General features: G+C 63.2%; 12 protein-coding genes. 2 read left to right on the top strand and 10 right to left on the bottom strand.

The window, feature by feature from the left end; genetic code table 11:
- Positions 1-18: 18 nt before the first annotated feature.
- The gene (locus RIN13_RS03815) at positions 19-1,116 is read right to left on the bottom strand and encodes an alanine racemase (RefSeq protein WP_309106008.1); all 1,098 of its coding nucleotides are present in this window, start codon (positions 1,114-1,116) and stop codon (positions 19-21) included.
- 251 nt (positions 1,117-1,367) lie between these two features.
- Here RIN13_RS03815 and RIN13_RS03810 point away from each other — a divergent pair, with 251 nt between their 5' ends.
- The gene (locus RIN13_RS03810) at positions 1,368-1,745 is read left to right on the top strand and encodes a YegP family protein (RefSeq protein ID WP_309106007.1); all 378 of its coding nucleotides are present in this window, start codon (positions 1,368-1,370) and stop codon (positions 1,743-1,745) included.
- Positions 1,746-1,791: 46 nt separating this feature from the next.
- Here RIN13_RS03810 and hpt read toward each other — a convergent pair whose 3' ends face one another.
- From hpt to dacB, 8 genes are all read right to left on the bottom strand, one after another.
- Complete coding sequence (gene hpt / locus RIN13_RS03805) at positions 1,792-2,343, bottom strand: hypoxanthine phosphoribosyltransferase (protein WP_309106006.1); 552 nt, start codon at positions 2,341-2,343, stop codon at positions 1,792-1,794.
- Positions 2,344-2,373: 30 nt separating this feature from the next.
- On the bottom strand, positions 2,374-3,423 hold the full coding sequence (tilS, locus tag RIN13_RS03800; protein ID WP_309106097.1) for a tRNA lysidine(34) synthetase TilS: 1,050 nt from the start codon (positions 3,421-3,423) through the stop codon (positions 2,374-2,376).
- Between the two features lie 107 nt (positions 3,424-3,530).
- Entirely contained in the window at positions 3,531-4,649 is a 1,119-nt protein-coding gene (locus RIN13_RS03795; protein ID WP_309106005.1) for a zinc-dependent metalloprotease, read from the bottom strand.
- Between the two features lie 70 nt (positions 4,650-4,719).
- Positions 4,720-5,988, bottom strand: coding sequence for an ABC transporter permease (locus RIN13_RS03790; RefSeq protein WP_309106004.1), 1,269 nt, complete (start codon positions 5,986-5,988; stop codon positions 4,720-4,722).
- On the bottom strand, positions 5,985-6,866 hold the full coding sequence (locus RIN13_RS03785) for an ATP-binding cassette domain-containing protein (protein WP_309106003.1): 882 nt from the start codon (positions 6,864-6,866) through the stop codon (positions 5,985-5,987). Before RIN13_RS03785 ends, RIN13_RS03790 begins: the two co-directional genes overlap by 4 nt.
- A gap of 106 nt (positions 6,867-6,972) precedes the next feature.
- Complete coding sequence (locus RIN13_RS03780) at positions 6,973-7,704, bottom strand: response regulator transcription factor (protein ID WP_309106002.1); 732 nt, start codon at positions 7,702-7,704, stop codon at positions 6,973-6,975.
- 38 nt (positions 7,705-7,742) lie between these two features.
- Positions 7,743-9,143 carry a histidine kinase gene (locus RIN13_RS03775; protein ID WP_309106001.1) on the bottom strand — a complete coding sequence of 467 codons (1,401 nt, stop codon included), beginning with the start codon at positions 9,141-9,143 and terminating at the stop codon, positions 7,743-7,745.
- Between the two features lie 61 nt (positions 9,144-9,204).
- Positions 9,205-10,692: a D-alanyl-D-alanine carboxypeptidase/D-alanyl-D-alanine-endopeptidase gene (gene dacB, locus RIN13_RS03770; protein WP_309106000.1), complete on the bottom strand. Its 1,488-nt coding sequence runs from the start codon at positions 10,690-10,692 to the stop codon at positions 9,205-9,207.
- Positions 10,693-10,840: 148 nt separating this feature from the next.
- Between dacB and RIN13_RS03765 the strand changes: the two genes are divergently transcribed.
- Positions 10,841-11,332, top strand: coding sequence for an inorganic diphosphatase (locus RIN13_RS03765; RefSeq protein ID WP_247041291.1), 492 nt, complete (start codon positions 10,841-10,843; stop codon positions 11,330-11,332).
- Positions 11,333-11,443: 111 nt separating this feature from the next.
- Here the strand turns inward: RIN13_RS03765 and RIN13_RS03760 are convergent, their stop codons facing one another.
- Positions 11,444-13,906 carry a phosphoketolase family protein gene (locus tag RIN13_RS03760; protein ID WP_309105999.1) on the bottom strand — a complete coding sequence of 821 codons (2,463 nt, stop codon included), beginning with the start codon at positions 13,904-13,906 and terminating at the stop codon, positions 11,444-11,446.
- Between the last annotated feature and the right edge of the window lie 189 nt (positions 13,907-14,095).

Here is a 14,095-nt window from a genome sequence, read left to right as displayed (position 1 = left end):
TGGCTACAGGAACAGCGTTCAGTTGTTCCTGCCCCTGGCGGCGACTGCCCACGTGCCACTATGGCTTCCCTCTCTCACCAGACTCACTTCGTCAACGAGGTTCATGGTCAGGCAGACGTGGTTGGGGATGACCCTGAGCCGCGTACCGCGTTCCGGAAGTGCCGCTCCTGGTGGCCACTGTACTGTGGCGTGGTGTTCCGACAGGGCAATGATTCTCGCCGCAGGGTAGTCGAGCAACCGCCCATACCCGGTGGCCCACGGGGCACGGTCGCTGCCCAGGATCTTGCTTCCGGCATCAATGATGAAGCGCCCGGGCTCGTCCGGGCCAGTCTTATGGTGGCTGACAACCGTGCTGGCGACAGTGAGTGCGATGTCCTCGGGACTGCACCGCTCAAGCTCGAGCTGCTGCGCATCACCAAAAACGTAGACACCTGGCCGCAGTTCTGTGGCTGCTGTTTCCCCGCCCAGAAGGGCGGTTGGCGTCGATCCGCCGCTGAGCTCCATCTCAGTGAAGCCTGCGGAAGCAAGGGCCCCCGCGGCCTGGCGAAGGATCGTATCCTCTTCCCCGGCGGCCTGAGGGGGCATTCCGGGTGTGTAGCTGTGGCCAGGGAAGGTGAACACCCCTGTGACGTTGAGGCCGGCCTCGACTGCTGCCAAGGCGATGGCGGCGGCTGAGTCGGGATGGACGCCGCTGCGGTGGTGGCCGCTGTCGAGCTCCACCCTGACTGCGATTTTTCCCGCGTCGGCTCCGAGATTCCTTCCCATGAAGACGGCACTTTCGGCAGAATCAACGCCTACCGTGATGCGGGCGGTCTCCGTGAGGCGACGGAGCCTTTCGGCTTGCCGGACGCGCACCCAGAGCGGATAAGCGATGAAGATGTCCTCCACTCCGCCGTTGGCGAAGACTTCGGCTTCACCGATAGTTGCCACAGTGAGCCCCACGGCCCCTGCTGCGAGCTGCTTGGCCGCAATTTCCAGTACCTTATGGGTTTTGGCGTGAGGCCGCAGGTTGACGCCACGGTTGCTGGTGGCAGACGCCATCCTGGCGATATTCCGGTCCAGTATGGCGACGTCGATCATGACGTCAGGGGTGGTGATCTCATCGGGAACAGTCATTGAGGGCCTCCTTTCGTCAAGATCCCGTGGGAGTTGCAGGGAATTTACCTGCGGTTTACGGCGAAAGTCTTGCCCATATGGCCGGCCTGCGACAGACTCATTCTCACCTGATGAACGGATCCGCGGGGCGATTGAACTTAATCGGCTGATTTCGTTCGGCCAAACCACGTGCGAAACGAACGCCTCGACGCGTTCCGGCTCTTTGGCGATGACGCCGTCGGCAACGAGTCCGCAGACCGGAGAGGATAGTCATGACAGGATCGTTTGAGGTATTCGTTGATTCGGAATCGTACTTCAGGTTCCGGCTCAAGGCTCCGGATGGAACCATCATGGCTGTCTCCACGCCCTTTGAGGACAAACCCGCGGCGGTGGCCGGCATTACTGCCGTGCGCGAGTACGCGGGAATGGGACTCATCACTGACCTGTGTCCGGCTGGTCTGTCCACACGCCCTCCAGAACCGGCGCTTGCCGTTGACACACGGCGCCCGAATGGAGACCGGCAAAGAGATGATCACCAGAGGGTTGATCTGAGACCTGGTGATCACAGAACAGCAGCTGACCATTTCCGGACGCGTGCCAGGACCTTGCGCCAAGCGGCAACGGCCCCCCGCTGGACCCACCTGGTCTGAGTCTGTGGGGTCTCAGACCCCCTCCGGGTTTTGAGACTTTGGTGGGTTACTCGTAGACGTGCGGCGCCAGGGTGCCTACGAAATCAAGGTTTCGGTACTTTTCCGCGTAGTCCAGGCCATAGCCGACCACGAATTCGTTAGGAATGTCGAACCCGACGTACTTGACGTCGATCTGCACCTTCGCGGCCGTGGGCTTGCGGAAGGCCGTGCAGATTTCCACGGACGCGGTGCCGCGGGATTCAAGGTTGGTCTTCAGCCAGGACAGGGTGAGGCCGGAATCGATGATGTCCTCAACGATCAGCACATCCTTGCCCATGAGGTCGGTATCAAGGTCCTTGAGGATCCGGACCACGCCTGAGGACTGGGTGCCGGAGCCGTAGGAAGAAACAGCCATCCAGTCCATGGAGACGTGGCTGTGGAGTGCCCTGGCGAGGTCAGCCATGACCATCACAGCACCCTTGAGGACGCCGACGATAAGGAGCTCCCGTCCCTCGTAGTCCCTGTCAATGTCTGCAGCGAGCTCGGTAATGCGCTGCTGGATCTGTTCCTTGGTGTAGAGAACGTGCTTAAGGTCTGCCTGGACGTCGTTTGAATCCACCAATGGCTCCTGTGTAGATACGGGGTGCGACTATTTCTGGGGCGGTTTGTGAGACCGGAATACAAGCTTCCCACAGCGTGCGCCTTCACGGGGAACGGGGCGTCGGCCGGTCTCCCGGTAGAGCTGGTCTTCGGCCAGGATTTGCGCAAGGGAAAGCCTGTACACGCTGACTCCTCCGGGCAGTTCCACCGGCCCCGCTGAGCCCTTCCGCCGCAGGAGGGCTTCCGCTGCCAGGAGCCGCTGGTAGCTGGGCTGCTGGCCCCCGACGGCGGCAGCTGCCTTCGCGATGACCCGGTACCTGATGGCCGGGGGAAGTTCCCGCAGCTCTTCCTCCGGCAAGGTCACGTCCGGTCCGGAACGCTGAACCAACAGGTCATAAGTCGTGTTCGCCACATCCTCGAGGTAGTCAGCATCGAGCTGCAGGATAGAGGCCGTGCGGGCAAGGGATTCAGCCACCCCCGGGCCAAGCTTTTCCTCCAGCAGCGGGAGGACCTCCACCCGGGTCCGCGAGCGGGCAAAGGCAGGATCTGCATTGCTGGGATCATGCCAAGGCTCCAACCCTTCCACCTTGCAGATTTCCAAAGTTTCAGCCCGACGCAGGCCAAGGAAGGGCCTCAGGAGACGATCCCGGACGGGGCGCATCCCCGCCAGGGAACGGGTACCCGATCCACGGGCAAGGCCCAGCAGCACCTGCTCAGCCTGGTCATCCAGGGTATGTCCCAGCAGGATTGCGCCGGCTCCGACGTCCTCCGCCACCGACTCGAGCGCGGCGTGCCGGGCGTCGCGGGCGGCAGCTTCGGGGCCCACGCCGGTGGTGGCCACGTCGACCGTCCGCACCACGACAGGAGAGAGGCCCAGCTCCTCCAGCATGGCTGCGGTTTTGGCCGCAACGTCCGCAGAGCCCTGCTGGAGCTGATGGTCCACAACCACTGCGCCTACCGAGACGCGGTGCCCGTCCACGTGTCCTCGCCGGGCAAAATAGGCCGCTACGGCTGCCAGTGCCAGTGAATCGGGGCCACCGCTGCACGCCACGAGCACTTGCTCCGGGTAGCCCGCGGAGGCCAGGGCGTCCTGCAACATTTTCCGGGCGGTCCCGACGACGGGAGCAAGACGGCCGGGACGCCGTCGTCCGCCCGTCCCGAGCACAGCCCCTGACCCCGCGCCTGGCCCCGAGCCTGGCACGGTAATTAGAGCCCCATCCGTTCGAGCCAGATCTTGGCGTCGTGGATTTCAGGCTCGGTGGGGAGGTGATCGGCGGATTCCCAGACCCGGTTGAAGCCCTCCATGCCTGCAACGTCAACAACGGCACGGACGAACTTGGCGCCGTCGGTGTATTGCCGCATCTTCGCGTCCAGGCCGAGCAGGTTGCGGATGAACTTTTCCACAATTCCGCGGTCCTTGCCGCGGTCGTTGAACCGCTGCCGGATTGTTTTCACAGACGGGACGATGCTGGCGTCGACGGCGTCCATCACCACGTTGGCGTGCCCTTCGAGGAGGCTCATCACGGCCGTCAGGTGCGAGATAGCGGCTCTTTCCTCGGGGTCCTGAAGCAGGTCCAGAATGACGCCGCGGCCTGGCGTAGTACCCGAGGCCGACCTGTCCTTAAGGGAGCGTGCGGCAGCTGTTGCCCGCTCCATGAGCGAATCTACATTGCCGAGGAGATGCCCGCTGAGATCATCAATTTGGGTGAGCATGTGGTGTCGCAGCCAAGGTGCAGCCGCAAACTGCACGCGGTGTGTCTGTTCGTGCAGGCAGACCCAGAGCCGGAAGTCCTCCGGCGTGACGTTGAGCTCGCGCTCTACGGCAATGATGTTGGGAGCAACCAGAAGCAGCCGTCCGCCAGCCGGCGCGTTGGAGTCCTCGGCCAGGGCCGAAAACGGATCGTACTGGCCCAGCACCTTGCTGGACAGAAAGGCCAGGATGGCGCCGAGCTGGCTGCCGGTGATGGCCCCGCTCACCGCCGCGGCTCCCGGGGTGAGCGTTCCCTGCCGGCTCTCAAGGAGCTTTTCGATCGCGGGCTTGAGCATCACCGCGAAACTCTGCGTGTTGGCCCTGGACCAGGAGGCCCTGTCCACCACCAGGACTGAGGAATCCCGGAGGTCCCGCGCGGCTTCAAGCCCGGTGATGTCGTGGACGTGGGGTACCGAGACGTCGGCCATGAAACGAAGGTTCTCCACGGCTGAGCCGATCTCTGAGGACCCCAGTGACGGGCCGGCCGGAGCAAGCCTCGCCGCGGTGGAAGCGGCAAGCTCCCAATTGATGAGCGCCTGGGCCGGAACTGTTGACTCGCCTGCTGAAGACTCCATAACGTCCATCACACCATAGCCCGCTGCTGTGCGTCCTTAAGTTCGCCCAACGGCGAACCCGCCAGTCTGATTAGTGTTCCAGTTTGATGGCTTTCCGAAGGCTGAGGGCTCCGCCGCCCTGCATCACGGCACGGCGGTACACCTTTTCGCCCAGGCGCAGCAAGGCCACGGCCGTCACGAGAGCCAGTCCCAGGGCAAGGAAGGGTTCCCACGGCTCCAGTGTGGAATTCAGCATCCGGATGGGCATTGCCACTGAGGACACCACCGGCACAAAGGACGCCAGCACCAGTATTTGCCCTTTGGCGAACATGCCGACGAACAGTGCCGCCAGTATCAGCGACATTACGGGGGCGGAGCTGCCGTTGAGATCTTCCGGACGGCTGGCCAGGGAGCCTAGGACCGCCCACATCGCGGCAAGGATCAGGAAGCCGAACAGGAAGAAGATCAGGAACCAGCCCGACGACGGAATGACACTTCCGGCCAGTTCGGCGGTCCCTGTCAGGTTCAGGGCCAGCAAAGCTGTTCCGCCGTAAAGCGCCAGTTGCACCATAGCCATCAAGGTATTGCCCAGTACCTTGCCGTAAAGCAGGTGGCGGATGGGAATGGCTGTCGCCAGGATTTCGACGACGCGGTTCTGTTTTTCTTCCACTACCGAGTTGGCGATGGCCATTCCGAAGATGATGGCGGCGGTGTAGAAAAGGAAACTGAAGATAAAACCGATGATGGTGGCCAGGATCTGCTTCTCGGCGTCCCCCTCCAGGAGGTTCGTGCGCAGTTCGGAGCCCTTCAGCAGTTGCTCGCTGGTGGTTCCGGCCGCAGCCGCGTTGGTGTCCAGTGCGTAGGCGCGAAGCGATTGTTCGAGGAGCTGTAACAGCTCAGCCGGTACCTCGTTTTTCCCCGTAACCGTCCACGAGCCTTCCGCCTCCTGCAGGAGGGCGACGTCTGCCCCTCCCCTGCGGACCAGGTCCAGTGCCGCCTCGCTGCTGCCGGTGGTTTCGGAAGCAAAAGAGACATTTCCGCCGTCAGCGCGCCCGGATTCGTTGGCCAGAAACACAACTGCACGGCCCTGGTCAGCCGTAACAGCTAACGTGTAACTCTCGCCCCGCGCCGACATGAAGGCGTTGAAGACCACTCCGGCCAGGATGAGAAGCAGGGTGACGACGGTGTAGACGCGGAAACTCTTGTCTTTGGCCTTCACGCTGATCTCCCGCATCGACACAATGGCCCAGGGGCGGAAAGGGGGCTCGGGAGAGGACTCCCGCGTGGCAAGGTTGCCGGATGCTTCCGGTTGCGGCGCCGCGCCATTGCCTGTCCCGGTCCTGGTGCTGTTGATCGTCATTTCACTACCTCCCGGTAGAGCTCGCTAAGACTGCGGCGGATTGGAGCAAATTCCTCAACTGTTCCCCTGGCCATGGCTTTGGCCAGAAGCCGTTGCGCAGTGGCGGCATCCTTGATTTCCAGGACGGCGTTACTGCCTTCGACGTCGATGACAGTCACCCCCGCTTCCTCCCTGATCCAGCCGGCGTCGGGTGGCGCGCTTAGGCGGTGCTGCTGGACTGCCCCGGCACGTAGCTCCGTCCCGCTTCCGGCGGCAACGACTTCTCCTTTCTGCAACACCACAAGGCTGTCGCACAACCTGTCCACGAGGTCCAGCTGATGACTGGAAAACAGCACCGGCACGCCTTCGGCTGTGCGCTCCCGGAGCAGCTCCACCATGGCGTCGACGGCCAACGGATCGAGTCCCGAAAAGGGTTCGTCCAGAATCAGGACGGTGGGCCGGTGCAGGAGGGAAGCGGCGATCTGGACGCGCTGCTGGTTACCCAGGGAAAGAGCCTCCAGCTTGTCCTTGCTGCGATCCGCGAGTCCGAACCGTTCAAGCAGTTCCAGCGCTCCTGCCCTGGCACCGCGAGCGCTCATCCGGTGGAGCTGACCCAAGTAGACGAGCTGATCGATGATCGGCTGTTTGGGGTACAGTCCACGCTCTTCAGGCATGTAGCCAAAGCCTGCCCGCAGCTGTGCCGTCAGCGGCTCCCCGTCGAGAAGTACCTCGCCCCCATGGGCGGCGAGAACTCCCATGATCATCCTCATGGTGGTGGTTTTCCCGGCCCCGTTGGCTCCCACGAAGCCGGTCATATGCCCGGCTGGCACCACAAAGCTGACGTTGTTCACGGCTGTATTTGTACCGAATCGCCGCGTGAGGTTCTTCACGTGCAGCATGCTGGTTGCTCCTTCGCCCCGCCCCCGGGGATGCAGATCAGGTTGACTCTTTGAGTCTAGGAAGCAGCCGGAAGGACGGGATCGGCCAAAGGGCGGAACAAATTCCCTACTGACGGTCCCCCGGAAGGATGAGCCCGCACTCATAGGCGAACACCACCGCCTGCACGCGGTCCCGTACCTGGATCTTGGACAGCAGATTGGAGACGTGGGTTTTGACAGTCGCCTCTGAAAGAAACAGGGCGGAAGCGAGCTCACCATTGCTCATGCCCTTAGCCATCCCCAGGAGTACCTCGCGTTCGCGGTTGGTCAACAGCCCCAAGCGGGTGCTGTCTGCTCGTTCCCGCTCCGCGGTTCCATCGGGAGAGCGGGTGGGGAGTCCGCTATGCCCGGGAGAGCGTTCCCGGGCGAAACGCTGGATGACCCTGAGCGTCACTTCCGGGGCCAGCAACGCGTATCCGCCGGCAACCGTATGGATGGCCGCTACAACATCATCAGGGTCCGTGTTCTTCAGCAGAAAACCACTCGCTCCGGCGCTGAGTGCATCGAAAAGGTAATCATCCCGCTCAAAAGTGGTCAGGATAATGACTTTGCTTCCATGGGAGCCTGGGCCAGCGTTCGCCGCCCTGATCCGTTCGGTGGCGCGAATCCCGTCCAGCACCGGCATCTGAACATCCATCAGGATCACGTCGACGTCGTTCTCGCCGGCAAAACGAATGGCGGCCTCGCCGTTGGCCACCTGCCCGACTACCTCGATGTCCTCCTCTACGGACAGCATGGTGGCGAGTCCTTCGCGGAGGAGCGACTGATCGTCGGCCAGGAGGACACGTACTGGTTTCATCGGAATCTTTCGGTTGTGCTTGCTGGTGTGAAGGTGGGTCAATTGAGGCTGAAGCGCGCGCGGACCCGCCAGCCCGTTTCAGCCCGGGGACCGATTTCGGCTACGCCTCTGTGCAGCGCCACCCGTTCACGTATGCCCTGCAGTCCGTATCCGGAACTGACCGGCGCTGCCCCCGGACGTGGACGGCCGTCGTCGAGCGTTTCCAACTCCACCCAGCGCTGTCCGGCACTCCGACCGGTTCTGAGAGTCATCTTCGCGGTACCCGACGTCGAGTGCCGCCGCACATTCGTCAACGATTCCTGCGCAGTCCGGAAGATGGACAAAGCCAGCGGCGCCGGGATCGTTTCCAGGTCACCGGGTTGGTCTTCCACCCTGTTCAGGACCACGCTCAGGCCCAAGGCGCGGTTCTCCTCGGCCAGCGTTTCGATATCGTCCAGCCCAGGCTCCGGACCTCTCACCGCCGCCCCGTCCTGCTGATCGACAGCGATAACGGCAGTTTCAGTTCGCAGCACACCCAGCAGGTTCCGCATATCCGTAACCGCCTGGCGGCTGGTGCTTTCGATGACCCGCAACGGCTCGACGGCGGCTTCCGGTTTTTTGTTCAGGACGCGCCGGGCGGCACCGGCGTGGACCCCCACCACAGCAATGTGATGCGCGACGACGTCGTGCAGCTCACGCGCTATGCGCAGGCGCTCATCCACCACGGCACGGCGGGCCAGCTCGGCAGCCTGGTGGCGGATCTGTTCGGCCTGTTCTGCGAGTTGGGTTCGTTGCAGCGCTTTCCGCCACGAGGTGAGTCCGGCCAGGATGGCTCCGCCGAAGTAGGCAAAGTTGATGATGAAGTAATAAATGGCTACCGAGGCGAGGGGTTCAAGCAGGCTCGGGGCGCCGTCCAGTTCCTCGGTGGCGCGCGCAATCATTTCGTCGTAGGTGTTGGCAACAGTAAGGCCAAGGATCAGCCACAGTGTCATGGCAAGTACCACAACGGTTGTGCCGAGCCATAGCACCCGCCGGTTCCGTGCCCAAGCCACCGCAGAGTACAGCGAGGCGAAATAGGCCACTTGAAAGGACATCTGGAGGGACAGGACCGGAATCCATAGGCCCAGGCCAATAAACGCGGCAGACATCAGCAGCATCACAGCCACCGGGTACTTCCTCCGAAGCACCAGTGGACTGATCATGAGCGCCAGCACCAGGTGCTGCAGCCAGATCGGGTGGTCGTCTTCGCTCAGGGCCCCAAAGCCGCGGCTCAGCTCCATAGCCAGGGCGCTGATGAACAGAAAGACCACTACACCCAGGGCATCCCGCCGGAGCTCAATGCCGCTTGGGCCTGGCCTCTCCCAGTTGGCTTCGTCAGCTGACCTGGCGTCCTCAGGCCTCTGGGCGGTGCCGGTTCCAGTCAGCTCGCGGATCCGCTCGAACATTATGGTTTGGCGCAACGGGAAGCCTGTGACATGCTGCCCAGTCTAGCCATGCTTTTGCCGCGCGCTCCGGCGGCGGTCAGCGGCAGCCGCAGGATGCAAGAACAGACGCGGATTGGTCCAGGGCAACGCGGTTTCCGGCCGCCCCGGGAGTGAGATCGTTCCCGATGAAAGAAAACACCAGCAGCCTTCCTTCGGCATCCACCACGTAACCGCTGAGTGCGATGACCGAGTTGAGCGTGCCGGTTTTCGCGCGCACCAGTCCCGCGCCGGATGCCGTAGACCCCTCGGTGTAGCGGGCCCCCAGCGTTCCGGTCAGGCCCGCCACAGGAAACCCGTCCAGCGCCGCCCGGAGTCTTGTGTCCTCCCCCGAGGTAATGGCGCGAACAACTTCAGAGAGCTGGCGGGCGGTTACCTGGTTCGCCAGCGTCAGTCCGGACACATCGGCGAGGTGCAGGCCGGCAGTGGGGATGCCCAGCCTGATGAGTTGCTCGATGACGTTGGTGACGGCGCCGTCGTTACTTCCAGGCAAGCCTGAACCAGCGGCGGCGATCCGCCCAAGGGCCTCGGCAAGATAGTTGTCCGAGGTTTCCAGCATCAGGTTTACCTGTTCCCGCACTGTGGCTGACTGCACCTCTGCCAGCACCTTCCCCTGGAGCCCTTGACCTGGGGCCCGCTGCACGCCGGGGGCTACCGTAAGCCCGGCAGCGGCACCGGCGGCAGTCAGCTGTGCGGAGAACGCCTCCGCCGCAGTCAGGGCGGCGTCCTGAGGGCGCTGGCCGGTGGTTACGCCGGGCTCAAACCGCGCGGAATTAAGCGCGAGGGGGAACAACGGCGCCACCTCTCCCGCCGCAACGTCATCCGGGCTCCAGGCCGGGCTCAGGGCGGGACCTGTAAAGAGGGAATCGTCAAGCAGTACGGAGACAGCCCCGGTTGCGCCGTTGGCCTTCAGCGCCTGGACGGTCTGCTCGGCCAGCGTGGCGAGCCCTGCGTATCCCAAGGCGTCCTTCCCTGAGGACGCACCGGCCGCAAGCAGCACGTCTCCGCCACCCGTTAGCACAACGGAACCAGCCGTGGGGCCTGTCACTGTCTTAGTGCTGAAGCGGCGGTCCGGGCCGAGCGACCTCAGTGCCGCCACCGCCGTCAGCAGTTTCACATTCGACGCCGGAACCCGGTTTTCTGCCCCGCCCCGGTCAAAGAGCACCTGACCGGTGGCCGCGTCCTGGACTACCCCTGTGAAGCTTCCCCCGCCGTCCGGCTTAAGGGTGGCATTGAGTTGGCCGGCCAAAGTTTCCGGCCAAGGAACGGGAGCGGATCCGCTAAGGGGTTCGATGCCGTCCGGCCGGGAAAGATCACGGGGGACCTGCTGCCATGGAGGAATCGAAGGGGCCGGCTGCGCAGGATAGAGCCCTTGGCCGGTGAAGCCGGGGGCGATGGCCATACCTGCAGGTACGGCGAGGGCTGCAAGCAGGAGGGTGAGGAGCATCAGCGGGTAGTGCCGCCGGAGGACTACGAGGGCGTTGCGCAGGGCCATTTTTACGCCTGACAGGCCGGTGATGTGTTTCATACTGCAGCTGGTCCTTAAGTCCTGAATGTCCCCACTAGTTCAGAAAACCTGGGCCTCTCGCTATATCCTCAATAGTAGTCGGCGGCACGGACACTCTTTAGCAGAAGGTCACGATTGCCGCGAACCCCCTGAAGTCGAGGAGCATTCCATGAAGCATGACGTGACCATCGAGATCCCCAAGGGATCACGCGTCAAGTACGAAGTCGACCACGAGACCGGCCGCGTCCGCCTGGACCGCGTCCTCTTCACGTCCATGCAGTACCCCACCCACTACGGCTTTTTCGAGAACACCCTGGGTGAAGACGGCGACCCGTTGGACGCACTGGTGCTCCTGCAGGATTTCGATCTCCACCCGGGCGTCATCGTTGAGGCCCGCCCCATTGGCGTTTTCAACATGACCGACGACGGCGGCGGCGACGCCAAGGTCCTGTGCGTTCCGGCGGATCCCCGTTTCGACCACATCCAGGAAGTCACCGACGTCAGCGAATTCCTGATCAAGGAAATCGAGCACTTCTTCACACGCTACAAGGACCTTGAGCCCGGCAAATGGGTCAAGGCCGAAGGCTGGGCGGACCGTGCCGCAGCCGAAGCCGAGCTCGAAGCCTCCATCAAGCGCTACGTTCCGGCCGCAGGGCACTGACGCTCAAACACGACGGCTTGGGCCCACCCACCGGCTGCTTGTGACTTGCCGCCGACGGCGGTGGTGCGGTTTGATACGAACCGCACCACCGCCGTTGTACGTTAAGGCCTGTTAAGCGAGTGACCAGTTGCGGATTTCCTCCGGGTCCTCACCATGCTTCCGTGTGTGGTTCAGGGCTTTGATCCGGCGGTCCTGAAGGCCCTGACGCAACATCGAGTGTTTTTCCGCGAGTCCGGGAACCCTGTCGATGGCATCTATGGCGAGCTGGAAGCGGTCGATACCGTTGAGCATGGCCATGTCAAAGGGCGTGGTGGTGGTTCCCTCTTCCTTATAGCCGCGAACGTGCAGCCCTTCCTGGTTGGTCCGCCGGTAGGTCAGCCGGTGAATCAGCGCCGGGTAGCCATGGTAGGCAAAAATGATCGGCTTGTCCGCGGTGAAAATACCCTCGAAGTCCCGGGCCGTCAGACCGTGAGGGTGCTCGCCGGAATCCTGGAGCCTCATAAGGTCCACCACATTGACCACGCGAACCTTCAGCCCTGGCGCTCCCGCTTTCAGGAGCTCCGCCGCTGCCACCGTTTCCACAGTGGGGACATCGCCTGCACAGGCAAGTACGACGTCGGGTTCCTCACCGGGGACTTCCGAGCCGGCAAAGGCCCAGATGCCCAGGCCCCGCCGGCAATGGTGGGCCGCTTCCTCCGGGCCCAGCCAGATTGGAGACGGCTGCTTGCCACTGACCACAATGTTCACGTAGTCCCTGGACCGCAGGCAGTGCTCCATCACGGAGAGCAGGGTGTTTGCGTCGGGCGGCAGGTAAACCCGGATGACTTCGGCTTTCTTGTTCACTGCGTGGTCAATGAAGCCGGGGTCCTGGTGTGAGAAGCCGTTGTGATCCTGCTGCCAGACGTGCGATGACAGCAGGTAGTTCAGCGATGCCACGGGCTGGCGCCAGGGAAGGGCACGGTGGACCTTGAGCCACTTCGCATGCTGGTTGAACATGGAATCGACAATGTGGATGAACGCCTCGTAGCAGCTGAAGACCCCATGGCGGCCGGTCAGAAGGTATCCCTCCAGCCATCCCTGGCACAGATGTTCACTCAGTACCTCCATGACGCGCCCCGCCCTTGCGAGGTGTTCATCCAGGGCGTCAATCCTGTACTGCCACACCTTGTCCGTGGCCTCGTACACGTTCTGCAGCCGGTTTGATGCAGTTTCGTCAGGACCGAACAGCCGGAACGTGTCCGGATTCGCGGCGATGACGTCCCGCAGCCACGAGCCCAGCGTGATCATGGGGCTCACCCGCTCAACCCCGGGCCTGGTTACCTCCACGGCGTGGCGGTCGTAATCAGGCAGCTTCAGGTCCCGGAGCAGGACGCCGCCGTTCGCATGTGGCGTGGCGCTCATGCGCAGGTCACCTTTGGGGGCATTGGCAGCGACGTCAGCGCGGAGGCGGCCGCCGTCGTCGAACAGTTCTTCGGGCCGGTAAGACTCCAGCCACTCCTGCAGTTGAGCCAGATGTCCGGGGTCGGTGCGGACCTTATCCAGGGGAACCTGATGGCTTCGCCAAGTCCCCTCCACCTGTTTTCCGTCGACAACGCGGGGGCCTGTCCAGCCTTTCGGTGATCGCAGCACGATCATGGGCCACCGGGGAGCATCTTCGTCCTGGTTCCTGCTGCCCCTGCACTCCTCCTGGATACTGCGGATCTCCGCCAGACACTCATCCAGGGCCCTGGCGAAGTCGAGGTGCGCCTGGGCCGTGTTGTCCGGGTCCTCCACGGTGACAAAGAGCGGCTTGTGTCCGTAGCCCTTCAATAACTGTTCCAACTGGGCCTCCGGCATTCTGGCCAGTACGGTCGGGTTGGCGATCTTGTAGCCGTTCAGGTGCAGGATTGGCAGGACGGCGCCATCAGCCACCGGGTCGAGGAAGTTATGGGAGTGCCAGCTTGCGGCCAGTGGCCCGGTTTCCGCCTCTCCATCTCCAATCACGACGGCGGTAATAAGCTTTGGGTTATCGAACACCGACCCGTAGGCATGGGCCAAAGAGTACCCAAGCTCCCCGCCCTCGCTGATGGAGCCGGGGCTTTCCGGAGCTGCATGGCTCGGGATTCCGCCCGGGTAGGAGAACTGCCGGAACAGTTCGGCCAGCCCGTCCGCGCCGCCGCCCACGTTGCTGTAAATTTCCGGGTACGTGCCCTCCAACCAGGCGTTGGCTACCACCGCAGGTCCGCCATGGCCCGGTCCTGCAATAAACAGCATCTCCTGCCTGTCCCGGCGGATGACCCGGTTCAGGTGGGCGTAGACGAAGTTCAGTCCAGGCGTGGTACCCCAGTGGCCCAGAAGCCTCGATTTGGTGTCTTCGGGGTCCAAGGGCCGCCGGAGCAAGGGATTGGCGCGCAGGTAGATCTGACCCACGGAGAGGTAGTTGGCGGCCCTCCACCAACGGTCCACCAGGTCCAACTCGCCTTCGGCGGCGGCACCGCTGCTGGCGGGGCTTTCATCAGTGGGAGCCGGTTTCTGGTTCCAAACGCCGGCTTTACTCTCTGCGCTTGTTGCGTTCGGGCCCAAGTCGCTGGTCATTGCATCCTCCGCGTTGGTCAGCGCCGCGGTTGGCGGCAGTCCTCCCCCATCGCAGCATCTTCCCGTCAGAGACACAACCAATCCGGCGAGCGGCCCCCGTCGGGTATAACCGCTGCGGGGAGCTCTCCCCATCGTGCCGTCCGCCGGGAACGTTTAGGCTATCGGGGAAACTCATAATGCTTTACCTTC

It is taken from the genome of Arthrobacter sp. (genome assembly GCF_031179985.1).
Taxonomy (GTDB): domain Bacteria; phylum Actinomycetota; class Actinomycetes; order Actinomycetales; family Micrococcaceae; genus Arthrobacter.
The sequence above is the reverse complement of the archived record's forward strand: the minus strand, read 5'-3'. Positions and strand labels throughout refer to the sequence as shown.